The organism is Burkholderia cepacia GG4 (assembly GCF_000292915.1).
In the GTDB taxonomy this organism is placed as follows: Bacteria; Pseudomonadota; Gammaproteobacteria; order Burkholderiales; family Burkholderiaceae; genus Burkholderia; species Burkholderia cepacia_D.
Window position 1 is genome coordinate 2,822,231 of sequence record NC_018514.1, and the last position, 25,227, is coordinate 2,847,457.

At 67.9% G+C, this 25,227-nt stretch carries 26 protein-coding genes and 1 pseudogene; 18 read left to right on the top strand and 9 right to left on the bottom strand.

What is annotated here, in order from left to right; all coding sequences use genetic code 11:
* Positions 1-179: 179 nt before the first annotated feature.
* The 3 genes from GEM_RS28370 to GEM_RS28380 all read left to right on the top strand — a co-directional run bounded on the left by GEM_RS28370 (position 180) and on the right by GEM_RS28380 (position 2,263).
* Positions 180-710, top strand: a complete 531-nt coding sequence (locus GEM_RS28370; protein ID WP_014900878.1) for a GNAT family N-acetyltransferase — start codon at positions 180-182, stop codon at positions 708-710.
* Between the two features lie 75 nt (positions 711-785).
* Positions 786-1,571, top strand: a complete 786-nt coding sequence (locus tag GEM_RS28375) for a YhfC family intramembrane metalloprotease (RefSeq protein ID WP_148283909.1) — start codon at positions 786-788, stop codon at positions 1,569-1,571.
* A gap of 113 nt (positions 1,572-1,684) precedes the next feature.
* Complete coding sequence (locus tag GEM_RS28380; RefSeq protein ID WP_014900880.1) at positions 1,685-2,263, top strand: membrane protein; 579 nt, start codon at positions 1,685-1,687, stop codon at positions 2,261-2,263.
* 83 nt (positions 2,264-2,346) lie between these two features.
* Here GEM_RS28380 and GEM_RS28385 read toward each other — a convergent pair whose 3' ends face one another.
* Positions 2,347-2,931, bottom strand: a complete 585-nt coding sequence (locus GEM_RS28385) for a TetR/AcrR family transcriptional regulator (RefSeq protein ID WP_014900881.1) — start codon at positions 2,929-2,931, stop codon at positions 2,347-2,349.
* A 341-nt stretch (positions 2,932-3,272) separates the two neighbouring features.
* Here GEM_RS28385 and GEM_RS28390 point away from each other — a divergent pair, with 341 nt between their 5' ends.
* Positions 3,273-3,977, top strand: coding sequence for an SDR family oxidoreductase (locus GEM_RS28390; protein ID WP_014900882.1), 705 nt, complete (start codon positions 3,273-3,275; stop codon positions 3,975-3,977).
* A gap of 61 nt (positions 3,978-4,038) precedes the next feature.
* On the opposite strand, the gene fabV is transcribed toward GEM_RS28390, so the two are convergent.
* Positions 4,039-5,241 (bottom strand): enoyl-ACP reductase FabV, encoded by a 1,203-nt coding sequence (fabV, locus tag GEM_RS28395; RefSeq protein ID WP_014900883.1) that lies wholly within the window; start codon positions 5,239-5,241, stop codon positions 4,039-4,041.
* 160 nt (positions 5,242-5,401) lie between these two features.
* Here fabV and GEM_RS28400 point away from each other — a divergent pair, with 160 nt between their 5' ends.
* From GEM_RS28400 to GEM_RS28425, 6 genes are all read left to right on the top strand, one after another.
* Entirely contained in the window at positions 5,402-5,935 is a 534-nt protein-coding gene (locus tag GEM_RS28400; RefSeq protein ID WP_014900884.1) for a GbsR/MarR family transcriptional regulator, read from the top strand.
* Positions 5,936-6,077: 142 nt separating this feature from the next.
* Positions 6,078-7,331, top strand: coding sequence for an SDR family oxidoreductase (locus tag GEM_RS28405; protein ID WP_187293262.1), 1,254 nt, complete (start codon positions 6,078-6,080; stop codon positions 7,329-7,331).
* Positions 7,328-7,798: a DUF2269 family protein gene (locus GEM_RS28410; protein WP_014900886.1), complete on the top strand. Its 471-nt coding sequence runs from the start codon at positions 7,328-7,330 to the stop codon at positions 7,796-7,798. The genes GEM_RS28405 and GEM_RS28410 overlap by 4 nt, the downstream gene beginning before the upstream one ends.
* Before the next feature lie 97 nt (positions 7,799-7,895).
* The gene (locus GEM_RS28415) at positions 7,896-8,765 is read left to right on the top strand and encodes a thiol-disulfide oxidoreductase DCC family protein (protein WP_014900887.1); all 870 of its coding nucleotides are present in this window, start codon (positions 7,896-7,898) and stop codon (positions 8,763-8,765) included.
* Complete coding sequence (locus tag GEM_RS28420) at positions 8,762-10,261, top strand: TIGR01777 family oxidoreductase (protein ID WP_014900888.1); 1,500 nt, start codon at positions 8,762-8,764, stop codon at positions 10,259-10,261. The genes GEM_RS28415 and GEM_RS28420 overlap by 4 nt, the downstream gene beginning before the upstream one ends.
* A gap of 73 nt (positions 10,262-10,334) precedes the next feature.
* Positions 10,335-10,958 carry a glutathione S-transferase family protein gene (locus GEM_RS28425; RefSeq protein ID WP_014900889.1) on the top strand — a complete coding sequence of 208 codons (624 nt, stop codon included), beginning with the start codon at positions 10,335-10,337 and terminating at the stop codon, positions 10,956-10,958.
* A gap of 57 nt (positions 10,959-11,015) precedes the next feature.
* Here the strand turns inward: GEM_RS28425 and GEM_RS28430 are convergent, their stop codons facing one another.
* On the bottom strand, positions 11,016-12,416 hold the full coding sequence (locus GEM_RS28430) for a serine hydrolase domain-containing protein (RefSeq protein ID WP_014900890.1): 1,401 nt from the start codon (positions 12,414-12,416) through the stop codon (positions 11,016-11,018).
* Positions 12,417-12,610: 194 nt separating this feature from the next.
* Positions 12,611-13,783, bottom strand: a complete 1,173-nt coding sequence (locus tag GEM_RS28435; RefSeq protein WP_014900891.1) for a hypothetical protein — start codon at positions 13,781-13,783, stop codon at positions 12,611-12,613.
* A gap of 288 nt (positions 13,784-14,071) precedes the next feature.
* Here GEM_RS28435 and GEM_RS28440 point away from each other — a divergent pair, with 288 nt between their 5' ends.
* The 7 genes from GEM_RS28440 to GEM_RS28465 all read left to right on the top strand — a co-directional run bounded on the left by GEM_RS28440 (position 14,072) and on the right by GEM_RS28465 (position 21,243).
* Entirely contained in the window at positions 14,072-14,491 is a 420-nt protein-coding gene (locus GEM_RS28440) for an HIT family protein (protein ID WP_014900892.1), read from the top strand.
* A 256-nt stretch (positions 14,492-14,747) separates the two neighbouring features.
* Entirely contained in the window at positions 14,748-14,912 is a 165-nt protein-coding gene (locus tag GEM_RS32050; RefSeq protein ID WP_014900893.1) for a hypothetical protein, read from the top strand.
* Between the two features lie 166 nt (positions 14,913-15,078).
* Complete coding sequence (locus GEM_RS28445) at positions 15,079-15,738, top strand: methyltransferase family protein (RefSeq protein WP_014900894.1); 660 nt, start codon at positions 15,079-15,081, stop codon at positions 15,736-15,738.
* Between the two features lie 377 nt (positions 15,739-16,115).
* Complete coding sequence (locus GEM_RS28450) at positions 16,116-16,556, top strand: hypothetical protein (protein ID WP_014900895.1); 441 nt, start codon at positions 16,116-16,118, stop codon at positions 16,554-16,556.
* A gap of 877 nt (positions 16,557-17,433) precedes the next feature.
* A complete protein-coding gene (locus GEM_RS28455) occupies positions 17,434-18,270 on the top strand; it encodes a bifunctional allantoicase/(S)-ureidoglycine aminohydrolase (RefSeq protein WP_014900896.1) in 837 nt (278 codons plus the stop codon).
* 241 nt (positions 18,271-18,511) lie between these two features.
* Positions 18,512-20,623, top strand: a complete 2,112-nt coding sequence (locus GEM_RS28460; RefSeq protein ID WP_014900897.1) for a penicillin-binding protein 1A — start codon at positions 18,512-18,514, stop codon at positions 20,621-20,623.
* Positions 20,624-20,631: 8 nt separating this feature from the next.
* Positions 20,632-21,243 carry a trimeric intracellular cation channel family protein gene (locus tag GEM_RS28465; protein ID WP_014900898.1) on the top strand — a complete coding sequence of 204 codons (612 nt, stop codon included), beginning with the start codon at positions 20,632-20,634 and terminating at the stop codon, positions 21,241-21,243.
* 60 nt (positions 21,244-21,303) lie between these two features.
* Here GEM_RS28465 and GEM_RS32470 read toward each other — a convergent pair.
* The 5 genes and pseudogenes from GEM_RS32470 to GEM_RS28490 all read right to left on the bottom strand — a co-directional run.
* Positions 21,304-21,426 (bottom strand): annotated as a pseudogene (locus tag GEM_RS32470) (VOC family protein); the annotation flags it as partial.
* 198 nt (positions 21,427-21,624) lie between these two features.
* Positions 21,625-21,852, bottom strand: a complete 228-nt coding sequence (locus tag GEM_RS28475; RefSeq protein WP_014900899.1) for a hypothetical protein — start codon at positions 21,850-21,852, stop codon at positions 21,625-21,627.
* Positions 21,853-21,923: 71 nt separating this feature from the next.
* A complete protein-coding gene (locus GEM_RS28480; RefSeq protein ID WP_014900900.1) occupies positions 21,924-22,307 on the bottom strand; it encodes a DUF6232 family protein in 384 nt (127 codons plus the stop codon).
* A 124-nt stretch (positions 22,308-22,431) separates the two neighbouring features.
* Complete coding sequence (locus GEM_RS28485; RefSeq protein WP_006757196.1) at positions 22,432-22,692, bottom strand: DUF2866 domain-containing protein; 261 nt, start codon at positions 22,690-22,692, stop codon at positions 22,432-22,434.
* Positions 22,693-22,899: 207 nt separating this feature from the next.
* Positions 22,900-24,060 (bottom strand): porin, encoded by a 1,161-nt coding sequence (locus GEM_RS28490; RefSeq protein ID WP_014900901.1) that lies wholly within the window; start codon positions 24,058-24,060, stop codon positions 22,900-22,902.
* 307 nt (positions 24,061-24,367) lie between these two features.
* Here GEM_RS28490 and GEM_RS28495 point away from each other — a divergent pair, with 307 nt between their 5' ends.
* Positions 24,368-25,174: a MetQ/NlpA family ABC transporter substrate-binding protein gene (locus tag GEM_RS28495; RefSeq protein WP_014900902.1), complete on the top strand. Its 807-nt coding sequence runs from the start codon at positions 24,368-24,370 to the stop codon at positions 25,172-25,174.
* Positions 25,175-25,227: the final 53 nt, after the last annotated feature.

Consider the following 25,227-nt stretch of genomic DNA (forward strand, 5'->3'; position numbering starts at 1 on the left):
AGGCGCTGCAACCGGAATTTTCATCGCGTAGCATGATGGGGCGGCAACACGCGCCGACCAGGCGTAGCGTTGCCGTGCAACGGCCGCCAATGCACACGCAGCGAGCGCGCGCCGGCGTGTGTTTCGATCCGGGCGCATGCCACCGAACGCGTGCCGCCCGCCTGATTACCGGAGAGGGTATGACCGACACCATTACCGTCCGCCGCGTCGACGCGAGCGAAGCGAGTGCCTGCGTCGACGCGCTGGCCGACGTGCTGATCGATTGCGTCGAGGGCGGCGCGTCCGTCAGCTTCATGTTGCCGATCGAGCGCTCGACCGCCGTCGCGTTCTGGACGCGCGTCGCTGACGGCGTCGCGCGCGGCGAGCGCATCCTGCTCGTTGCCGAGGACGTTGCCGGCCGGATCGTCGGGACCGTGCAGGTGTTGACCGCGCAGCCGGAGAACCAGCCGCATCGCGCGGACATCGCGAAGATGCTGGTGTCCCGGCATGCACGCCGGCAAGGTGTCGCCGCGCGGCTGATGGCGGCCGCCGACGACGCCGCGCGCGCCGCCGGCAAGACCGTGCTCGTGCTCGATACCGTGACGGGTGGCGATGCCGAGCGCCTGTACGAGCGGGCCGGGTGGCAGCGCGTCGGCGTCGTGCCGAACTATGCGCTGATGCCCGACGGCGCGTTGTGCGCGACGACGTATTTTCACAAGCAGCTCGTGTAACGGTGCCGGCCGCTGCGCGCCCCGCGCGCGGGAACGCATCGACACACTTGTCGACCCCGATATCCAACGCCCGCCATGCACGCTGTCGCCCCGATGCTCCTGTTCGCCACGTTCGCCGCTGGCATCGCCGCGCTGATCGGGCCGCCGCTGCTCGCAATCGCGTGGCGGCGCCGCACGCGCGTGCCGCTGCGCGCGTTTTTTTGCGGGATGCTGATCTTTTTCGTGTTTCAGCCGGTGCTACGGCTGTCTTGGCAGATTCCGCTGTTCCGCTGGCTCGGCCCCGATCCGGACTGGCACCTGCCGATGCTCGTATTCGCGGCATTCACGGCGGGGCTTTTCGAGGAGTGCGGGCGCTGGGTCGCGTTCCGCTATTTGCTGGCCGGGCGACGCGATCCGCGTACTGCCGTGATGTACGGGCTCGGGCACGGCGGGCTGGAGGCGATGCTGCTCGTCGGCATCGGCTTTCTCGCGCTCTGCGGGGGTTACCTGCTCGGGCGCGCCGGGGTCGTCACGAGTGCGGGCGTGCAATCGCTGGTCGCATCGCAGTTCTCCGGCATGACGCTCGCGTCGCCGTTCCTGGCGCTGCTCGAGCGCGTGAGCGCGCTCGCGGCGCATGTCGGGATGTCGCTGATCGTGCTGCAGACGTTCGTGCGTGGGACGAAGCGATGGCTGGCCTATGCGATCGCGATCCATTTCGGAATCGATCTCGTCGTCGTGCTGCTGTCGCGGTACTGGCATGTCGATGCGATGCTGATCGAGGCAATCCTGCTCGTATGCAGCCTCGCGATTCTGTGGGCGGGCATTCGCTGGAGTCGCTGGGGCGCCGGGGCCGGCGACGCGGGCTACGGGCGGGCGGCCTGATCCGGGCCGGATGGCGGCGCTCGCGACAGCATGAAAAGTCGCGCTGCGGGTGTTCCGGTCCGATATAGTGATGCTGGAAATCGCCCCGGAACGCCAACGGAATCGCCGCCTCGATGAAACGCTCCCACGTCGCCTTTGCCCTCACGGGCCTGCTCGTCGCGCTGCCGATCGCCGCGTATGCGCTCGTCAAACCGCTGCGCGTCGTCGCGCCCGCGCTGCTCCCCGGCGTGTCATGCCCGAGCGCGGACATCTGCACGGACGATGCCGCGAAGTTCGGCGCCGCGCAGCAGCTCTATCGCGACGGCTATGCGCGCGCGGCGGCGGCCGTGGGCCCGTTTCGCGACGCCCCGCGCGTGGTGTTCTGCTCGACGCGCGAGTGTGCCGACAAGTTCGGTCTCGGCGAACGCGCGGCTCTGACGCTCGGGGATTTCGGCGTGGTCGTCGCGCCGCGCGGCTGGCAGGCCTACTTTCTCGCGCACGAGCTGATCCATCACCGTCAGGCCGAAGTGCTCGGCAACCTCGCGGTCGCGACCAAGCCGCGTTGGCTGATCGAGGGGATGGCCTATTCGCTCAGCGACGATCCGCGTCATCCGCTGAAGGAGCCGTTCGAGGCGTGGCGCACGCAATTCTCAGCATGGCATGCCGCGCTGGGCCAGCAGCCGCTGTGGGACGCGGCACGGGCCGTGGAATAGCGATCGGGTGCGACTGACGCCTGAGTGTCGCGGGCGCCGTTTCGCCCGGGTTCTCGAGCCCGGGATCGTGCGGCGTCGTGCCGCTACGCCGGCACGGCCGGATCGTCGGGCTGCCCGGCGAGCGTGTGGCGCCCTGCATCGAGGATCTCGTCGGCCAGCGCCGGATCGGTGCCGGCGAGCGCGCGCGACAGCACGAGCGCGCCGACCATCTGGCTGAACACGGCGATCGCATCGCGGCGCGTGTCCGCCGCGGCCGAGCCTTCGGCGGCCACCATTCGTTCCAGCCGGTCGAGATACGCGGCGACGCCGTGCGCGTAGCAGGCGCGCGCGGCGTCGGTCAGGCGCGGCGCGTCGCCCGCGAAGCCGGACAACGGGCACCCGGCTTCGACGTTGTCGCGATGCGCGCTCGACAGGTAGGCCGTCACCTGGTTCGCGACGCTGCCGGCGTTCGGCGAATCCGCGCGGTCCTGCATCGCCTTCTCCATCACCGCGGCGACCAGCGCGTCCTTCGATTTGAAGTGGTTGTAGAAGCCGCCCTGCGTGAAGCCGGCTTCCTTCATCAGCTCCGTCAGCCCGACGGCGTCGACACCGCGCACCCGGAACAGCCGCTCGGCGGCCGCGACGATCGCGTTGCGGTTTTCGGCAGCCTGTTGTCTCGAGACGCCCATCGATCTCTCCCTCATTCCGGCAATTACGTCGATTGGAAAACACAATGGCGATCACCATTGACGCGCCGAAATCGCGCTGACACAATGCACCGCAAAGACGATGGTGATCGACATTGACATCAAGTGTAGCCGACTTCGCGAACCAAGCGAAGCGACCGGCGCGGCACGGGTGGACGTCGGCGCCGGTCTTTGGCGCCGCGGGGCGCGGGCAGCGGGGCGGCCCGGCTTCCGGCGCCGGCTCTGCAACGGTTCGGTACGCGATGGCAGCGTGGCTTTTTCACCGGATCCCGAGCGCGCGGCGAACCGGCGCGAGCGGGATTCACTATCCGAAAGGAATGGTCATGAAGATCGAAGGTGCAGTGGTATTCGTCACGGGCGCGAACCGCGGGCTTGGCCTCGAGTTCGCGAAGCAGGCGCTCGAACGTGGCGCGCGGAAGGTGTATGCGGGCGCGCGCGATCCGGCCAGCGTGACGCTGCCGGGCGTGGTGCCCGTGAAGCTCGACGTGACCGATCCGGCGGCAGTGGCCGCGGCCGTCGACGCGGCGCGCGACGTCACGCTGCTGATCAACAACGCGGGTATCGCCCGTCTCGGCAGCCTGACCGACGACGGCGCGGTCGACGCATTGCGCGATCATCTCGAAACCAACGTGTTCGGGATGCTGGCGATGTCGCGCGCGTTCGCGGGAACGCTCGCCAGCCACGGCGGCGGCGCGATCCTGAACGTGCTGTCGGTTGCGAGCTGGGTGAACCGGCCGATCCTGTCGGGCTACGGCGTGTCGAAATCGGCTGCGTGGGCGCTGACCAACGGGCTGCGGCATTCGCTGCGCGAGCAGCGCACGCAGGTGGTCGGGCTTCATGCCGGCTTCATCGATACGGACCTGACGCGCGGCCTCGAGGTGCCCAAGGCGACGCCGGCCGACGTCGTGCGCCAGGCGTACGACGCGATCGAATCCGGTGCGGAGGAGGTGTCCACCGACGACTTCACTCGGCAGGTGAAGGCCACGCTGTCGGCCGGCGTGTATCTGGACGAGGCGACGCCGCTCTGACGTCGCCTGCTGCGGAAGACGGCCCGCCGCCCGCGCGTGCGCGCGGCGGGCCTGGCCGTCGTCAGGCCGTGGTGTCGATGATGCCCGGGATCTTCACGTCCGGGTTGACGTCCGCGTCATAGTCGACGCCGGCGATCTCGAAGCCGAACAGGCGCAGGAACTCGGTCTTGTAGCCGGCGAAGTCGGTCATCTCGTACAGGTTGTCGTTCGTGACCTTGTCCCACATCGCGACGACCTTGCCCTGCACTTGCGGATCGAGCTCCTTGTAGTCCGCGCGCAGACGGCCTTCTTCGTCGATGTGCGGCGTCGCGCCGTACAGGCTGTCCTTCAGGAGCCCGTACACCTGTTCGATGCAGCCTTCGTGCGTGCCGGTTTCCTTCATCACCTTGAACAGCAGCGACAGGTAGAGCGGCATCATCGGGATTGCCGAGCTCGCCTGCGTGACGACCGCTTTCAGCACCGACACGCGGGCATCGCCGCCGTGCGCGGCCAGCTGGTCGCGGATCGACAGCACTTTCTTGTCGAGGTCTTTCTTCGCTTCGCCGATCGAGCCGTTCCAGTAGATGTCGTGCGTGATCTGCTCGCCGAGATACGTGAACGCGGTCGTCTTCGCGCCGTCGGCCAGCACGCCGGCTTCATCGAGCGCGTCGATCCACATCTGCCAGTCCTCGCCGCCCATCACGGCGACGGTGCCGTCGATCTCTTCCTGCGTCGCCGGCTCGAGCGACACTTCGCGGATCACTTCCTTGTCGGTGTCGAGGCCGCGGAACGTGACCGACTTGCCGACCGGCTTGAGCGTCGAGCTGATCGTTTCGCCCGTCTTCGGATGCGTGCGGCGCGGTGCCGCGAGGCTGTAGACGACCAGATCGACCTTGCCGAGATCCTGCTTGATGGTGTCGATCGTGATCTGCTTGACCTTGTCGGAGAATGCGTCGCCGTTGATGCTGCGCGCATAGAGCCCCTTTTCCGCGGCGAACTTCTCGAACGCGGCGCTGTTGTACCAGCCGGCCGTACCGGGTTTCGTTTCGCTGCCGGCGCGCTCGAAGAACACGCCCAGCGTGTCCGCGCCCGAGCCGAATGCGGCCGAGATCCGGGCGGCGAGGCCGTAGCCGGTCGACGCGCCGATCACGAGCACCTTCTTCGGGCCGTTGGCGATCGGGCCGTGCGAAGTCACGTAGTCGATCTGTTCCTTGACGTTGGCTTCGCAGCCGACCGGATGAGTCGTCACGCAGATGAAGCCACGCACGCGCGGTTTGATGATCATGGAAACCTCTAGTGAGAAAGGCGGGGACGGCCTGAAATCGGAAAAATCCCGCGCATTGTAAAGGAAGCGGGCGATCGCGGGCGGGCGCGGCCGGAAGGTGCCGGATCGCCCAGTTATTTCTCTCTTGACAGAAATAACTGAAATAACTAGATTTCACGACATGGAACTCACACCGATTGCCGAACGATTCATTCTCCACTGGGGCGAAATGGGCTCACGGTGGGGCGTCAACCGCACCGTCTCGCAGATTCACGCGCTGCTTTACCTGGCCGGCCGGCCGATCGCGGCCGACGAGATCGCCGAGACGCTCAGCGTCGCACGCTCCAACGTCAGCACGAGCCTGAAGGAGTTGCAGGCGTGGCGGCTCGCGAAGGTCGTGCATGTGCTCGGCGACCGCCGTGACCACTTCGAGACGTCGACCGACATCTGGGAGTTGTTCAAGCTGATCGTCGAAGGGCGGCGACAACGCGAGATCGAGCCGACGCTCACGGTGCTGCGCGATTGCCTGACGAATCCGGAGATCGCCAACGAGAACCGCGAGACCGAACAGCGCATCCGCGACACGCTGGCGTTCGTCGAGACGCTGACGACCTGGTCGGACGAGATGCTGCGGCTCAAGCCCGACACGCTGATGAAGGCGCTCGGCATCGGCGCGAAGATCAGCCAGACGGTCAGGCGCAAGCCGTCGAAGTAAGCGGTAGCGGAAGTGCGGGCAGACAGCCCGCTTTTTTCGGAGTTGATATTTCTGTCATTACAGAAATAACTGTAAATAGAGGATGAAAGTGAACGCAGTCTTGTCGTCTACCTGCCAGCACGATCGCACCGGCGCGCGCAGCATGACCGTCCTCGTCTGCGGCGCGAACGGTTTCATCGGGCGGGCCCTGTGTGCGCAACTCGAAGCCGGCGGCCATCGCGTGCTGCGCGGCGTACGTCATGCGGCTGGCCCGCGCGACGTCGCGATGGACTTCGCGAAGGATGTCGATCCGCAAGCGTGGCGGGTGCGGCTGGACGGTGTCGACGTCGTGATCAATGCGGTCGGCATCCTCGCCGAGCAACGCGGCGCGACGCTCGATGCGGTGCATCGTGCCGCGCCGTGCGCGCTCTTCACCGCGTGCTGCCGCGCGCGGGTACGGCGCGTGATCCAGATCTCGGCGCTCGGTGTCGAGCGTGGCGATACGCGGTACTTCACCAGCAAGCATGCAGCCGACCGCTTTCTGCAGACGCTGCCGATCGATTGCCGGATCGTGCGTCCCGCGCTCGTCTACGGCGCGGCCGGCGCGTCGGCGCGTTTGTTCCGGATGCTCGCGAGCCTGCCCGTGCAGGTCCTGCCGGCGGGCGGTCATCAGCGGCTGCGCCCCGTGCATGTCGACGATCTCGCGGAAGTCGTCGCGCGGTGCGTCGATGCGCCGGCGGCCGGTAGCCCGGTGATCGACGTGGTCGGCAACGACGAGGTCGAATACCGCGAGATGCTGGCTCGCTACCGCGCCGCACTGGGGTTTCCGCCCGCCGCCTGCGTGACGCTGCCGGGCCCGCTGGCCGGCGCGGCGGCCGTGCTGCTCGGCATGCTGCCCGGCGCGATGTTCACGCGCGACACATGGACGATGCTGCGCGGCGGGAACACCGGCGATCCGGCGGCTGCCACGGCCGTGCTCGGCCGGCCGCCGCGCGGCGTCGGCGGGTTCATCGGCGCCGACGCCACCGCGCTGCGGCGCGACGCGCTCGCGATGTGGCAGCACCCGTTGCTGCTGGGTGCACTCGCGATCGTCTGGATCTGGACGGCGATCGCCAGCGCATTCATCCATCCGCTGCAAGCGAGCCTCGCGCTGCTCGCCCATGCGCACCTGACGGGGCTGCCCGCGCTGATCGCGCTCTACGCGGCCAGCGCGCTGGACTTCGCGTTCGGCATCGCGACCGTCGCCGCGCCGTCGCGGCGCCTGTGGGTCGCGCAAGGCGCGCTGATCGTCGCGTATTCGGCCGTCATCGCGGTCACGATGCCCGGCCTGCTGGCCGAACCGTTCGGCCCCGTGCTCAAGAACGTGCCGATTCTCGCGATCCTGTTGATGCTGTTTTCAGAAGAAGAACACGCATGAATACCTATCTCGTCATCAAGGCGCTTCATATCCTGTCCTCGGTGCTGCTGGTCGGCACGGGATTCGGCACCGCGTTCTACCTGTTCTTCGCGAACCGCACGCGCTCGGTGCCCGCGATCGCGGCCGTGTCGCGGCTCGTGGTGCGCGCGGACTGGTGGTTCACGACGCCGGCCGTGATCTTCCAGCCGGCGTCCGGGCTGTGGCTCGCGCACACGGCCGGCTGGCCGTGGCATACGCCGTGGCTCGTTGCGTCGATCGTGCTGTACGCGATCGCCGGCGCGTGCTGGCTGCCGGTCGTATGGCTGCAGCTCGAACTGGCTGCGATGGCGAAGCTCGCGCACGTGAACGGCGCCGCCGCGTTGCCGCAACGGTACTGGCGCTATGCGAAGCGCTGGGAGCTGCTCGGTTATCCGGCGTTCGTCGCGATGCTGGCCGTCTATTTCCTGATGGTGGTCAAGCCGATGTAAGTGCGCCGCCGCCATACGGGAATGGCGGTGCGGCGCAGTCGAACGCAGTCGATCGATCGTTTCACGATGCTGGCAATAAAAAGAAGGAGTGCAAATCATGAGATCAAGTGAACTGGTGCTGTACTTCGACGGACGGTGTCCGTTGTGTGTCGCGCAAATACGGCGTCTCGGGGCCCGGGACGCGCGACACCGGCTGGCTTTCGTCGATATCGCCGAGCCGGGCTTCGATCCGGCGCCGCTGGGCGTCGACCTGTCCGCACTGAATCGCGAGCTGCACGCGCGCTTGCCCGACGGACGCATGCTGACCGGCGTGGACGGCATCCTGGCAGCCTATACGCTGGTCGGGCGCCGCTGGCCCGTGTGGCTGCTTCGCGTGCCGGCCATGCGCAAGGCGCTCGCGCCGCTATATCGTCGCTTCGCACGCAACCGGCATGCCGTTTCGCGCTGGCTCGGCCATCATGCGCCAGCGCGCTGCGACGGGGCGGCGTGCGGGTTGGGCGAGTCTGCCGACGGCACGGGGGCGGAGCGGTCGGTGGGCGACCGCGCGCGCCGCACCGTGGTGCGCTGGATGTACGGCACGGCGATCGTGCATCTGCTCGTCGGCGCGGCCGTTCCGTGGGGCGCCGGCGCGGCGTGGCTCGACGCGTATCACCGCGGCGTCGAGCTGTATTTCTGGGCAGGCGCGGCGCCCGTGGAGGCGCGTGCCCAGCAGATCTGGTGGATGGCCTTGATCGGCGCGACGGTCCAATGCGCGTCGGTCTGGATGCTGGCGCTCGTCCACCTCGGTAACCGGCTGCGCAGGCGCGAAGTGTGGGGATGGCTGCTGGCCGGACTGTTGATCTGGGCGCCGCAGGACATGCTGTTGTCGTTGCAGGCGCAGGTATGGCGCCACGTGGCGATCGATGTTGCCGCGCTCGTCGCGATGGTGCCGCCGCTGGTCTGGCTGTGGAGGAGGGATACCGTATGAACACCTTGCCTGCTTTCGACTGGGCGCTCGACCTGCTGATCGTGCAGGGCGCGATGGGCGCATTCGATACGCTTTATCACCACGAACTCACGCAGGACCTGCCGCACCGCCCGCGCGCGCGGCTCGAGCTGGCGATACATGCGGTGCGTTCCGTGCTCTACGGTCTCGTGTTCGCATCGATCGCGAACGTCGCCTTGCACGGCGCCTGGGTCGCGGTCCTCACGGCCGTGTTACTCGTCGAAGTGGTGCTCACGTTGTGGGATTTCGTCGTCGAGGACCAGAGCCGCAAGCTGCCGGCGACCGAGCGCGTGCTGCACACGCTGCTGGCCGTCAACGGCGGCGCGCTGTTCGGGATGATCGCGATGCAGCTGGCCGCGTGGGCGCACGAACCGACCGCGCTGCGGGCGCTCGACCTCGGCTGGCGCGGCTGGCTGCTCAGCGTGTTTGCCGTCGGCGTGACGGTATCCGGTCTGCGCGACGCGATCGCCGCATGCCGCATCGCACGGCGCGCGCTGGTCGCCAATCCGTTCGCGGGGCTGCCACCCGGCACCGTGCTGGTCACCGGCGGGACCGGCTTTATCGGTGAAACCCTCGTGAACCAGCTGCTCGATGCAGGGCATACGGTCACGTTGCTGGCGCGCGATCCGCTACGCGCGGCGTACCTGTTTCATGGCCGCGTGCGCAGCGTGACGTCCGTCGAACAGTTGCAGCCGCACGAGCGTTTCGACACGGTCGTCAATCTCGCGGGCGCGCCGGTGCTGGGCGCGCGCTGGAGCAAGCGCCGGCAGGCGTTGCTGCTTGCCAGCCGCGTCGGCGTCACGCAGTCGCTGATGCGCTGGGTCGACACCGCCGAGGTCAAGCCGCGCACATGGATCCAGGCATCCGCGATCGGTTACTACGGCGTGCGGCCGGGCGACGAACGGCTCGACGAGGGGAGCAGCGCCGGCACCGGTTTCATGTCCGAGCTGTGCCGGCAGTGGGAGCAGTCCGCGCAACCGCTCGAGCGCCATGGAGTCCGCGCGGTGGTGCTGCGGCTGGGCATCGTGTTCGGCCCCGGCGGTGCGTTGCGCCCGATGCTGTTGCCGCATTACTTCGGGATGGGCGGCCGATTCGGCGACGGCGCGCAGGTGCTGAGCTGGATTCACCGGGACGACGTGCTGCGGATCATCGCGCGCGCGATGTCGACTCGGCGCATGCACGGTGTCTACAACGCGGTCGCGCCCGCGCCATTGACCCAGCGCGAGTTCGTCCAGGTCGTGGCGAAGGTGCTGCGCCGCCCGGCCTGGCTGCACGTGCCGGCCGCGCCGCTGCGCGTGGCGATGGGCGAGATGGCGGAACTGCTGCTGGACGGGCAGCGGGTGATGCCGGCGCGGCTGCATCAGGACGGATTCATGTTCCGGTTCCCGGCGGCCGAGCCCGCGCTGCGTGACTTGATGAATCGGCCGCACGCCGATTTCGCACACTCGGCCTGCGGTTTTCCGCGCGCTCGTGTATAAATTCGGCGTGAACGCGTTCAGGACGTGCCGTGCGTCCCGAACGCTCCGCATCCGACCTCACAAAGGAGCCTGCATGCTGCACATCCTCGGCAAGATCCCGTCCATCAACGTCCGCAAGGTGCTGTGGCTGTGCACCGAACTGAACCTGCCGTTCGAACAGGAAGACTGGGGCGCGGGCTTTCGCACGACCAATGACCCGACCTATCTCGCGCTGAATCCGAATGGCCTCGTGCCGGTCATCAAGGACGACGACTTCGTGCTCTGGGAATCGAACACGATCATCCGCTACCTCGCGAACCGCTACGGCGGCGACGCGCTTTATCCGGCCGAACCGCAGGCGCGCGCACGGGTCGATCAGTGGATCGACTGGCAGGCGTCGGACCTGAACCGCTCGTGGGTCGGCGCGTTCCTCGGCCTCGTGCGCAAGTCGCCCGATCACCAGGACCCAGCGGCTATCGCGCAGTCGATCGCGGGCTGGACGAAACACATGCAGGTGCTGAACGCGCAGCTCGAGGCGACCGGCGCGTTCGTGGCCGGCGATCACTTCACGCTCGCCGACATTCCGATCGGCCTGTCGGTGAACCGCTGGTTCGGCACGCCGTTCGAGCATCCCGATTTCCCGGCGGTCAAGCGCTATATCGACCGTCTCGCGACGCGCGACGGCTTCCAGCAGTACGCAGGCAGCGCGAACCCGTAACGCACCCGATGTCGTGCGCAGCGCGGCGGCGTGACGGCTGCCGCCGCGCTGCGGCCGTCACGTGCCGGATGCCGGCACGGCGTCGAGCACGCGCGCGAGAAACGCCTCGTGATTCCACGCGGATTCCGGCCGCGACAGCCCGAGCCGCACGACCACCAGCTCGCGGCTCGGCACCACGCTCACGAACTGCCCTTCATGGCCGACCGCATGAAACGCGTCGGCCGGCATCGCGCGCGCCTGCGGATCGCGATCGTTGAACGGCTCCGGCACCTTGACCCACAGCTGCGCGCCGAATTCTTTCCGCGTCGATAGCGGCGTCGCGCGCGTCAGGTAGCGCACCCAGCCCTCCGGCAGCAGCCGCTGCCCGTTCCACCTGCCGTCCTGCAGCAGCAACTGCCCGAAGCGCGCCCAGTCGCGCGCGCTCGCATACATGAACGACGCACTGCCGAGCGTGCCGGCCGCATCGGGCTCGAACACCGCGCTGCGCATCCCGAGCGGCGCGAACAGCGCGCGGCGCGGAAACGCGAGGTAGTCGTCCTCGGTGCCGCCCATCGCTTCGCGCATCACGCGCGCGACGATCGCGCTCGTGCCGCTCGAGTAGTGCCATCGGGTGCCGGGCGTCGCGGCGAGCGGCTTGGCCGACGCGAAGCGTGCGGTGTCGGGCTGCGTGAACAGCATCACGGCGACGTCGGACAGCGGATCGTCGTAGTCCTCGTTGAATTGCAGGCCGCTCGTCATCCGCAGCAGCTCGTCGAGCGTGATCGCCGCGCGCGGATCGCCGCCGCCGCGCCATTCGGGCAGCAGCGCCGACGAATCCGGCGACAGCTTGTGTTGCGCGACCAGCATGCCGACCAGCGCGGCCGTAACGGTCTTCGTCATCGACCAGCCGGGCAGCGGCGTGTCGGCCGTGAAGCCGGGCGCATACCGTTCGGCGATCACCTGGCCGCGCCACATCACGACGACCGCGCGCGTGCGCCGCGGCCGCGCCGGATCGGGTTCGTCGAATGCGCGGTCGAGCGCGGTCTGCAGCTTGCTGGCGTCGATGGCGGCGGGCGGTACGGCCGCTGCCGCTTGCGCGGGCGGCGGATCGGCGTCGGGCGGCAGCGCGGCCGGCAGCACGCCGGGCGACGGCCCGAGCGCGAGCGTGCAGCCGAGCCCGGGCCGGAAGTCAGCCTCGCGTTGCGCGAAGCCGGCGAAGGTCGCGACCGCGCGATGGTGCTCGGGATCGAGCGACGGGCGCACCAGTTTCAGCAGCGGATGCACGCCGGCCATGATGTCGACGTCGATCACCGACGCGGCCGGACGGCCTGAAACGAACACGCCGGAACACAGTGCCTTCGCGGCATAGCCCGTCGCGATCGGTGCCAGCCGCGACAGCATGTAGCCGGTGTAGCCGACCGCGGCGACGAGCGCGACTGCGGTACCGCGCAGGATCAGCGATTTGAAGGGGATCGTCATGCGCGAGCGTCCTCGGTGGCGTGCCGGCCGGCAACGATCCGGCAGTGTCGCAGGTTCGGGCAAGCGGTGGCAATCGCGGGGGCTGGCGACGCCGGGCGGCGTCGATCAGGCGGCATGTTGCCCGGCGTCTGCGAATCGCATGTGTCGATCGCGCAGGTTCGAACGGGCCGCATGCGGCCCGTTCGCGAGGTGCGTCATTGTGCGTTGTTGTTGTCCGAACGCAGGGTCCAGACCGTCGCGGTATTCGTGTTGTCGTCGACGGCCGCAAATTCCGGCTGGCCCTTGCTGCCTTGCCCGAACGCGAGCCCGAAGGCCGCCCCCGGCACGGTATCGACCTGCATCTGCGCGACGAAGCGCCCGTCGACCGTGAATTCGACGATCTCGCTCGGCTGCAGCGGGTCGGGGTTGACGGCGTCGCCATTCGCGGTCACGAGATGGCCGTTCGGCGCGAGCGCCAGCGCGAGCGGGCCGTGCAGGTGCCCCGCGTCGGAGTAGATCATCCGTCCGCGGCCGCCGTCGCGCTTCGTCGTCGCGGCGTTCTGGATCGCGAACACCGCGTTGTCGCCGGTGGAGGCGACATACAGGACGTCGATGTTCGGGTCGTACGCGAGGCCGGTCGGGCCGACGACGAGCGCGTTCTGATCGGTCCGGTTCACGTAGCCCGACGCGATGATGCGCGAGCTCGACAGCATCCTGACGCCGTCGTCGCCGATCACCAGCTCGATCCGTGCGACCGTCCCGCTCAGTACGTTCGACACGAACGCGGTCACGCGCGGGCTGCGGTCGATCACGGTCATGTCCCACGGCCCGTCGAGCAGGGTGCCGCTGGACAATTGCGTGACGAGATTGCCTTGCGGACCGATGACGAGCAGCGAGCCCGGGGCGACCACGGTCTTGCCGTCCGGCGCGGGGACGTTGCCGACCAGCACGAAGCCGCTGCGCAGTACCGTGAGCGCGGTCGTCAGGCCGAGATTGCTGCCCTGGAAGAACGTCGTCGGCGTTTTGCCGGACAGCTTCACGATCGTCGTGCCGGTACCTTGCGCGTTCGACGACGCGTTGAAGTTGGACACGACGACGTCACCCGGTTTCAGCGTGCTCCAGCTCGGCACGCCGCGCGGTACGAACGCGATGCCGTACGGATTGACATCGCCATTGGCGGGCACGGTCGACTCGGTGATCGCCGAGACCGGCAGGATGGAGTCGCTGCCGCCGGCCCACGCGAAAGCCGACGACAAGGCGACCAGCCCGGCGCCGCAAGCCGCGCGGCATAGCGTGCGCGCAAGCGTGCGACCGGCGTGCGCGAAGACCGGCGGCTGAGCGGCGAAGACGGGCGGGGCGGGTGAACGACAGGAGGGGAGAGGGTCCATGGCATGACTCCGGTTGATGATCGCAATCAGTCATCCCGGCTGCCGGCCTGCGCAGCCGACGGGTGTCCGGCGCGGGTTCGCGATCGTGCAACGCGAACCCACGCTCGAAGTAAACGGATGACGACGGCTGCATATTCCATCCCGTTACGCCTGTTGCATGCGCGCCGGCGCGCATTGTTCGCCGCAATGGCGACACGGCCTGACAAGTTGAAATCCGACCCGTCGTCGGCCGATAATCGTCCGGCATCGCTCCCAGTCAAACCGCAACCGGAAAAAACGGAAAACGCCATGTCCTATGACAACAACAACCCGTTCGCCAGGATCCTGCGCGGCGAACTGCCGTGCGTGAAGGTCGCCGAAGACGACGCGACCCTCGCGATCATGGATCTCATGCCGCAGGCCGACGGTCACGTGCTCGTGATCCCGAAGGAGCCGGCCGCGCAGATCTTCGAGTTGTCCGGCGACGCAGCCGCGGCCGGCATCCGCATGACGCAGCGCGTCGCGGCGGCCGTGCGCGCGTCGCTCGGGCCGGACGGCGTGTTCATCGGCCAGTTCAACGGCGCGGCGGCAGGCCAGACGGTCCCGCACGTGCACTTCCACGTGATCCCGCGCTGGGAAGGCGTCGAGCTGCGCATGCACGCGCGCGACATCGTCGATTCGGCGACGCTCGAGTCGGTCGCGCAGCGGATCCGCGCCCGTTTCGTGTAACGCGTGCATGGCCCGCGGCGCAGACCGGCGGCAGCGCACGCGTGCCGCTGCACTGCGGGAGCCTGTTTCGGCGGTCACACCAGGTAACACGTGTAACCGCTCGCGAAACTCGGCCCGGCGGCCCCGGCGCTAGACTCCGCGCATTGCTTCATCGAGCGACAGGAAGGGCGGATCGCCCCTTCGTGCCGGCCGTCGCAGGTCGCGGCGGCACGGCCTTCGCAAGGTGCCATGTGTCCTCTTCGCCGGGAATCGAGCCATGTACAAAGTTCTCATCACGTTTGCGCTGATCGCCGGTCTGTCCGGCTGCTACGTCGCGCCGCCTTACGGCTACGCACCCGCACCGGCCTACTACGGCTATGCGCCCGCGTATTACGCCCCGCCCGTCAGTGTCGGGATCGGCGGCAACTTCCGCATCCGCTGAGCACGCGGCGCGCGCGGGCGGGGCCCGCGGGTCGCCCGGCCGCGTCGCTCGACGCGCTGCCGCCGCTTCCCGCAGGGACGACGCGCGCGTCGCATGACGGCGCGGGTGCGCATCGCTCGCCCGGGTTCCTATACTTCACAGGAAAGCCCACCCCGGCGAGGCTGCCATGGCCGTGACGCGCAAGGTCGCAATCGTGTCGAGCGTCTCCACGCTCGTCTATCTCGGGCTCGCCGTGCTCGGCATCGGCGGGTTCGCCGCATTCTTCTCGCATCCGCAACTGACCGTGATCGTCGTCGCGACGCTCGCGCTGGCCGTCGCCGCGCTGTTTACCGAAGGCAACCTGAGCGCCGGCGAACGCGAGAACCGCGACAACCGCTGGGTGCTCGCGGCATTCGCGGCGAGCGGCTTCCTGCAGGCCTATCTGCCCGCGCTGACCGACCGGCTCGAGGTGTGGACCTTCGGCGGCGACACGGTGCGCTGGATCGGCGTCGTGCTGTTTGTCGCGGGCGGGGTGCTGCGCATCTGGCCCGTGTTCGTGCTCGGCAAGCGCTTCAGCGGGCTCGTCGCGATCCAGCCGGGTCACACGCTCGTGACGGGCGGCATCTACCGCCGCATCCGCAACCCGAGCTATCTCGGCCTGGTGGTCAATTCGATCGGCTGGGCGTTCGCGTTCCGTTCGGGCGTCGGGCTGCTGCTCGTCGCGCTGACGATGGTGCCGCTCGTCGCCCGCATCCGTTCCGAGGAAGCGCTGCTGCGCGCGCAATTCGGCGCCGAATACGACGCGTATTGCGCGCATACCTGGAGGCTGCTTCCCGGCGTGTACTGACCCTCCATGGCGCCGGAACGGCCGGGTCGCGCCGGCCCGGCGCGCGCCGCTCGCCCGATGTGTTGCCACGTGTGTCCGAACGCGCGGCGCGGGCGCGTTCCCGGATGTGATTCCGCGGGGCCGGACCCCGGTATGAGCCCTTGCCGGCGGGCTTCGCACGGGTTTCCGCCGAGATTTTCGGGCCCTGTTTCGGTAAACAACTTGTTACCAGAATGTCGACGGCAAGGAGGTTCGACCGGTGCTATTCTTCGCCGCAAGCTCATTGAAATGAATTGGTCCGGGATTCGGCACAATGCCGGAGTCGACGTCGATCGATTCAGATCGTCGTATCGAGCGGACCTTCAATAACCAGATTGCGAACAAGGAAGAATACGGGAATGTGGAAGAAAATCGCCCCCGCTCTCGTCGTTGCCGTGCTGACCGGCGCGACCGCAGTGCCGGCATTGGCCGGTGACATGAACAACGCGCTCGGCGGCGCGCTCGGCGGGGTCGCCGGCGCAGCGGTCGGCGGCGCAGTCGGCGGCAGCACGGGCTCCGTGATCGGCGGCGCGATCGGCGGCGGCGCGGGTGGCGCGGTGACGTCGAACCGTCGCGAACGCACCGGTGCGATCATCGGCGGCGCCCTCGGTGGCGGCGCGGGTACCGCGGCAGGCAACGCGATGGGCGGCCGCACCGGCGGCCTGCTGGGCGCGGCCGTCGGCGGCGGCGCCGGCGCGGCGCTCGGCGGCAACCTGTCGCGCAACTCGTACGACCGCGGCGATCGTGGCGATCGCGGCTATCGTCACCACAAGCATCGCCATCACCGCGACTGGGACTGATTGCCGCGGGCGCGGCACGGTGCGCGGCTTGCGCACCGGCGCGCCCGACGCGTCGGCACCCGATCCGACCGCCGGCCCGGCGGCCTCAGCCGGGCCGCCATCGCCGGCAAGTCCGGCGAGTTTCACCCCCTTCAGCAGTCCCTGCCCAGCCCCGCTCGACGGGCCGGCACGCTCCCTCCCGCTGCACCTCTCCCCCTGATCGACGACATCGCCAGTTGCATTGAACTGCACTCGGGCAGGGTCGGCTCGCGCCATTCGTCTCGTTGTCGACACGCCGGCCGAGCGCGGCCGGATCATCGCGCGTGGTCCGCACGCGGCGGTCTGTCGCCACGCGCGCGTCGACTGTCCGGGTCATCCTTCATTTGCGTAACCGCGTGTATCGCGACTGAGCCTCGATGGCTGCGTTCGACGCGCTCGGACGCGTCACCGGCATCGTTCCAGCGAGCCGTTGAAATCCATCCGGCCATCAGGATTTCCCTGATGCGCGGGCCGCTCGCGACACGCGTCAACCGGCCGTCGCGGGCGCGGGCCGGTAGTGAGAAATCGAATGGATGTCATCGCAACATTTAATTGGTCGATCAGGATCGTCTTCGCTATCGTCAACGCTGCCCGCGTACGGAATCGAACCGTGCGGTCCCCCGTGCCCCGCCGCATGACCCGAGTGTCCGCGGCCCGGCCGCCGGACCCACAAGCATGGGTCGCCCCGCCCGCTGAACCGGACGGACCCGTCGCGAAGCCTGGCCGACCGAACGAAGGCGCCCGCGCTTTCAAGCCACCCCGGCAACGATGTTCCGCCGCCGCATGCGTGCCCCACGCGCATGATGCTGCGGCTGCCGTTGATCCCCGGGGCCGGACCAACCCATTGCCTGGATGCTTTATGTCTAAGACAACGTATTACGCGCCGCATGGCGGCCACCCGCCGCAGACCGATCTGCTGACCGATCGCGCGATGTTCACCGAGGCGTACGCGGTCATTCCGAAGGGAGTGATGCGCGACATCGTCACGAGCTGGCTGCCGTTCTGGACCAACACGCGCCTGTGGGTGATCGCGCGTCCGCTGTCGGGTTTCGCCGAGACCTTCTCGCAGTACATCGTCGAAGTGAACCCGGGCGGCGGCAGCGACAAGCCGGAGCAGGACAAGAACGCCGAAGCCGTGCTGTTCGTCGTCGAAGGCGAGGCCGAGCTGACGCTGCAGGGCAACAAGCACACGCTGAAGCCGGGCGGCTACGCATTCATTCCGCCGGGCGCCGACTGGACGCTGCACAACGTCAGCGATGCCGCCGTGCGTTTCCACTGGGTCCGCAAGCACTACCAGGTCGTCGACGGCATTCCGCTGCCGGAAGCGTTCGTGACCAACGAGCAGGACGTCGAGCCGATCCCGATGCCGGGCACCAACGGTGCATGGGTGACGACGCGCTTCGTCGACATGAGCGACATGCGTCACGACATGCACGTGAACATCGTGACGTTCGAGCCGGGCGGCGTGATTCCGTTCGCCGAGACGCACGTGATGGAGCATGGCCTGTACGTGCTCGAAGGCAAGGCCGTCTATCGCCTGAACCAGGACTGGGTCGAGGTGGAAGCAGGCGACTTCATGTGGCTGCGCGCGTTCTGCCCGCAGGCATGCTATTCGGGTGGCCCTGGCCGCTTCCGTTACCTGCTGTACAAGGATGTGAACCGTCACATGAACCTGACGCTGAACCCCGCGCGCTAAACGTCGCGCGCGTCGGATCGAACAGCCCGCCGGTGCCTGCCGGCGGGCTTTTTCATTGACGATGCGGTTCAGCCGAGGTTGCCACCGGCGCCTCCCATCCTTTCCTAAATAAAATTTAGCCAGCCAAACTTTGGCTAAAGAATGTTCCGGTATCCCGGCATCCCTTCGACAATGCGCGCCTTTCGTGACCGACGGGCGCCACTCGAGCGCCCGCTGTCGCCGCATCGAAGAAGGAGCCTGCATGACCGACCACACCGCTACCCCTCCGCCGCCCCCGGCACCACCTCCTGCGTCGCCGCGCCGTGCCTGGCGCATGCTCGCGGGCGCGCTGCTCGGCCTGACGCTCGCGTGCGCGGGCATCGGCGCATGGACGATCCATCGCATCTGGACGCAACTGCCGTCCGTCGAACATTTGGCCGTCTATCGGCCTGCGCTGCCGCTGCGGATATTCGCGCGCGGCGGCGAGCTGCTGGCTGAATACGGCATCGAGCGCCGCGAGTTCGTGCCGCTCGAACGCATTCCGCCGCTGATGCGGCAGGCGCTGCTCGCGGCCGAAGACGCGAAGTTCTACCGGCATGGCGCGATCGACGTCGGCGGCCTCGCGCGCGCGACGTTCGCGAACGTCGTGACGGGGCAGCCGGGGCAGGGCGCCAGCACGATCACGATGCAGGTCGCGCGCAACTTCTACCTGACGCGCGACAAGGTGCTGAGCCGCAAGCTCGCCGAGATCCTGACGGCCATCAAGCTCGAACGCGAATACAGCAAGGACAAGCTGCTCGAGCTGTACATGAACCAGATCTATCTCGGCGAGCGCGCGTATGGCTTCGCGGCGGCCGCGAACGTGTATTTCGGCAAGCCGCTCGAAGCGCTGAGCGCGGGCGAGGCGGCCGTGCTCGCCGGGCTGCCGAAGGCGCCGTCGGCGTTCAACCCGGTCGTCAACCCGGCGCGCGCGACTGCCCGGCGCAACTACGTGCTCGGCCGCATGCATGCGCTCGGCGAGCTCGACGACGCGACCTACCGCGCGGCCGTCGCCGCGCCGATCGCGCTGGCGACCACGCCGCCGCCCGGCATCATTGCGGCGCCGTACGTCGCGGAGCGTGCGCGCCGCATGATGGTCGAGCGCTTTCACGACGATGCCTATACGCTCGGCCTCGACGTGACGACGACGATCTCGATGCGCGACCAGCGCGCGGCCGAAACCGCACTCGACCGCACGCTGCGCCGACAGCCTGCGCAGCGCGATGCGCGCAACGGGCTCGAAGGCGCGCTCGTGTCGCTGGATGCGGCGACGGGCGACATGCTCGCGCTCGTCGGCGGCGCGGATTTCAACCGCAATGGGTTCGACCACGCGCTGCAGGCGTATCGCCAGCCGGGTTCGAGCTTCAAGCCATTCGTCTACTCGGCGGCGCTGGAGAAGGGCTACTTCCCGGGCGTGCTGGTCGACGACACACAGCGCACGCTCACGCCTGCTGAAACCGGTGCGCGGCCGTGGCGTCCGCGCAATTTCGGCAACCGCTACGAAGGCTTCATCCCGGTGCGGCGCGGGCTCGTGCGCTCGAAGAATCTCGTTGCGGTCAGCCTGATGCAGGCGGCCGACGCGCGCTACGTGCAGCAGCATGCGGTGGGCTTCGGTTTCGATGCGCAGCGTAATCCGGCGTCGCTGCCGCTCGCGCTCGGCGCGGGCGCCGTGACGCCGCTCGAACTTGCGAGCGCGTACGGTGTGTTCGCGAACGGCGGCATGCGGAGGGTACCGCGGCTGATCCTGTCGGTGCAGCAGCGTCACGGCGGCGCGCTGTACGACGCGCCGGCGCCGGACGGCACGCGCGTCGTGTCGGCGCGCAACGCGTTCGTGATGGACAGCATGCTGCGCGACGTCGTGCGCGCCGGCACCGCGCGCGGCGCGCTCGCGCTGCGCCGCGACGACGCAGCCGGCAAGACCGGCACGTCGAACGGCTCGAAGGACGTGTGGTTCGCCGGCTATTCGTCGGGTATCGTCGCGGTCGCATGGCTCGGCCACGACACGCCGCGCCCGATGGGGCGCGCGACCGGCGGGACGCTTGCGCTGCCAGTCTGGCTCGACTACATGAAGGCGGCCGTCGACGGACGCACGCCGGTCGATGCGACGCCGCCGCAGGACGTCGCGCTCGTCGACGGTGATTTCGTGTACGCCGAATACACCCGCGGCACGTGCACGGCCGACGTGCCGCCGTTCATCCGCAGCCGTTTTGCCTGCGGCGGTGCGCCGGCTTCCGAGGCGTCGGGCGATCACGACGAGCGCGACGAGCCGATGCCCGCGGCCGTCGATGCGGCCGAGCGCGAACGCGTGCTCGACCTGTTCCGTACCGAAGACTGAGGCACGCGATGCATACGCTTTATCTGCTTGCGATCGTCGCGGAAGCGATGTCGGGCGCGCTGATGGGCATGCGGCGCGGGATGGACCGCTTCGGGCTCGCACTCGTCGGCGCGGTGACCGCGCTCGGCGGCGGCACCGTGCGCGACGTGCTGCTCGGTCACTATCCGCTCGGCTGGATCGCGCATCCCGAGTACCTCGTGATCACGCTCGCCGCGGCCACCGTCGCGTCGTGGGCTGCGCGGCACGTCGCGCGCATGAAGACGCTGTTCGTCACGGTCGACGCGATCGGCCTCGCGGCGTTCACGATCATCGGCTGCGACATCGGCGCGTCGACGGGCACCGCGCCGATCATCGTCGTGCTGGCCGGTGCGATCACCGGCGTGTGCGGCGGGATGCTGCGCGACCTGCTGTGCAACGAGATGCCGCTGATCCTGCGCGAGGAGCTGTACGCGAGCGTCGCGTTCGTCACCGGCACGCTCTACGTCGGGATCCAGCATCTGGGCATCGACGCTGGCGTCGCGACGGTGGTCGCGCTGGCGGCGGGCTTCTCGATGCGGATGCTGGCCGTGCGGCTCGGGTGGAAGATGCGCACGTTCGGCGTCGCGGACGTCGAGCATTGAGTGACGGGGCGGCTTGAGGGGACGCGGCACGCGGATGCACACCCCGCGTCGCGTCGCAATTCAATCGAGCTGCATGACCTGCAAGACATTCCCCTCCGGATCGACGCCGACATAGATCCGGTACGCGAATCCGTCGTAGCGCTTGAGCTCGCGTACCGTGACGCCGTCGCGGGCGGGCCGGTCGAGAAGCCGCTTTCGGCGAACGCCGAGCCGCCGAACGTGCGCTCCTGGAAATGAAAGGAAACGGATAACTTTTTCAGCGTAAATGAGAATTATTGTCAACTCAAGGCAGGACCGCGGGTCGCTCGGGCGAGCGCCTGCCTGCGCGGTTCGTGCGAGCCGCGCGCGGAAGCATTCGGGAGAAACGGGCCGGGGCCGGCCCTAGGCCAGCGATTCGAGGCGAATCAGCAGGTTGCGCGCATGTGCGATGAACGCATCGTGAGTCGCGCGATCGCCGTGGCCTTCGAAGCCGGCCTGTTCGGCGAACGCGAGCTGTTCGGCGTAGAGCTCGACGAGCGCGCTGCGGGCGTCGGGCGGAAGCGCACGGATCATCGAGACGAGCAGCAGTTCCTGCGCGCGCAGCATGCCGGACAGCGATTGGGGGTTCATGCCGACCTCCTCGAACGATGCGGCGGCGTGCCGCTCATTGAATAGTAGGTGGTCGGCGCACGCAGCGGGACTCAGCCGGCGGCCGTCGCCGCCCGCGCGTCGCGTACGACCTGCGCGACGTGCTCGACGAACGCGGCGTCGACGCTCGACAGCGCTTCACGCTTGCCGTCGGGCATCTCGACCATCAGCCGGTACGTGACGTCCTGGGTGGTCCAGGCGAGATAGCCGACGACGGCGAGCATCACGCCGACGACGAGCGCCGCGCTCGATGCGCCGATGCCGCCGGCGATGGCGGTGGCCGCGCCGGTCAGCGAGATCAGCCACGGCACGAGGCGATTCTTCGGGATCTTGACGACATCGACGTTGCGGATGTCACGCAGCGGGAACACTTGCCCGGCGGCGGACAGGCCGCTGCGGGTGACCATGACGCCGCGTTCGTTGAATGCGTTTTCCATCGTGTGGGGCGTGGGCGAAAACGCGCAGCGTAGCAGACTTCATTGCCGCGTCAAACGAGACCGAGTGCCGCACGGCGCGTGCGAGCCGGCCGCGATGCGGGCAGCAGCGGGACGAAGGGGGCCGTCAGAACTGCAGCCGGCCGTCGCCGTACAGGCGGCCGGGCACATGCGACGCGACGACCTCGGCGATCTCTTCATCGGTCGATTCGGCCGGCACGATCTGGCGCCGCGCGGGCGCGTCGAGATGCATCGTCCATTCGACGAGCCGGTACGGGCGGCCCCACGGACGCTGCATTTCCACCGACACGCGGCAACTCTGGACCGGAAGCGAATGCTGGCGCGTCAGAATCGCGTGCAGATGGCTGTAAACGGTATCTTCGATCATCTTGGCCTCCGATCCTGTCTTGTGGGCAGTTGATGGCGGTGCCGCAGTAGGTCTAAAAAAAAAGCCGCCGATGCTCAGGCGGCCAACAGGGGGGGTGAGAGCATCCTCTCAACCCAGAATTAAGCGAAACTTAAAAGCACATAAAAAAGCGCCCCGCGTGGAGCGGGGCGCTTCTTGCCGTCGTGATCCGCGAATTAAGCGGATGCTTTAGAACTTGTGACGGATACCGACGCGAGCGGCGAGCTGGTTCGACGAACCGTTGCCCGACGTGCTGAAGTAGCTCGTGCTCGAACCGATCTGTGCCTGCACGTTGTTGCCCGAAGCCTTCTGGTAGACGACCAGGCCGTACACGTCCGTACGCTTGCTGAGCGCGTAGTCGAGGCCCAGGTTGCCCTGGTTCCAGTGCGCCGAGTTGCCGCTTTGCGTCGCGTTCGTGTAGGTGTAGCCGGCAGCTGCCGACAGGGCCGGCGTGATCGCGTACTTCACGCCTGCTTCGTACGCGTTGTAGAACGTGCCCGACGCGCCGCTCGCGATCGGGGTGAACTGCGTGCGCGTCCACAGCAGCCATGCCGTTGCCGGGCCGAAGACGTAGCGGCCGCCGACGCCGTACGTGCGCAGGTCGCGGATGTTGGTCAGCGCGATGTTCGCGATCGACGTCGAGAATGCCGGCGTCGACTGGCTCGGGAAGCGGATGTCCGTGTAAGCGGCGCCGAGGGCGAACGGGCCGTTCGCGTAGTTCAGGCCGAAGCTGTATGCACGCGACGAACCGGCCGTCGTCGTGGTGCCCGTCGTCGTCGACGGTGCGCCTGCGAAGTCGGTCGAGTTCGAGAAGCCGTACAACGCGCCGAACGTGAAGCCGGCGTAGTTCGCGCTCTGGAACTTCACCGAGTTGTTGATGCGGCTCGACGTGAGCTGGTCGATGTCGTTCACGTGGTACGCGTAGTTACCACCGACCGTGTTGCCACCCGTCGAGTAGTTCGAGCCGAGGATGTCGGTCGAGAACGAGTACTGGCGGCCGAACGTGACCGTGCCGTACTGAGCCTGGCTCAGGCCGACGTAGGCTTGACGACCGAAGATCGCGCCGCCCTGGCCGAGCGTGCCGTTGCCACTGTTGAAGCCGTTTTCGAGCACGAAGATCGCCTTCAGGCCGCCACCGAGGTCTTCGGTGCCGCGCAGGCCCCAACGGCTGCCCTGGGCCACGCCGTCGTCGTACTTGAACATCTTGCCGCTGCCGCCGTTTGCGGTCTTGCTGTGGTTCACGTAGCTGATACCGGCGTCGATCACGCCGTACAGGGTCACGCTGCTTTGCGCGTGTGCCGTGCCGGCCGTTGCTGCGAGGATGGCGATAGTCAACAGTTTCTTGTTCAAAGGATTCTCCGAGCGAATAAATGGCGTGTCCAGTTGCGGTTCCGGCGCTCTCTGTGGGCGCTTTCACGGACCGGCGGCAACTTTATCGGCGGGCCACGTAATGAATGTGACAGCCACTGTCATATTACGAATCTGTGGTGCCGATGCGACACTGGATTTTGCCCGGTTGTATAGCAGGGAGTTATACCGATTCCGCCTGAGATTCGATCGGGAGCTGGAATATGCACATGAAATAAGCTTGGTTGGTGCTGTTCCGGCCCCGTGCCACGATGCGCGCTTCAACAACGACACGGGACAAGAGGACACCATGCGACGTTCGATCCTGACCGGCCTCGGCGCGCTTGCCGCGGCGCTGGCCTTTGCCGCACCCGGCGCGCACGCCGACCCGCAGACGCTGAAGATCGGCACGATGAGCGGCCCCGACGCGCAGATCTGGAGCGAGGTGACGAAGGTCGCCGCCCGCGAAGGCCTCGCAATCAAGGTCATCGAATTCAACGACTACGTGCAGCCGAACGCGGCGCTCGACTCGGGCGACCTCGACGCGAACGGCTTCCAGCACCAGCCGTTTCTCGACAGCCAGATCAAGCAGCGCGGCTACCGGATCATCAACGTCGGGCTGACCTACACGGCGCCGATGGGCTTTTACTCGAACAAGCTCAAGTCGCTGAAGGACTTGCCGGCCGGCGCGAAGGTCGGGATCCAGAACGATCCGTCCAACGGCAACCGCGCGCTGCTGTTGCTGCAGAAATACGGGGTGATCAAGCTGAAGGCGGGCGCCGGTACGAACGGCGTGAATGCGACGCCGCTCGACGTCGCCGAGAATCCGAAGAAGATCAGGATCGTCGAGCTCGACGCCGCGCAACTGCCGCGCGCGCTGCCTGACCTCGACGCCGCGTCGATCAACACCGACTACGCGGTGAAGGCCGGGCTCACGCCGGTGAAGGATGCGATCGCGATCGAGGACCTGCGCGGGCCGTACGCGAACCTGATCGCGGTACGCGCGCAGGACAAGGACAAGCCGTGGGTGAAGAAGCTCGTCGCGGCCTATGAATCGGACGACGTGCGCAAGTTCATCGACCAGAAGTTCGGCGGCGCGATCGTGCCGGCGTTCTGAAGATCGGCGCAAGCCGTCGCCCGGCCGCGTCGCCGGGCATCCCGACAAGCAAA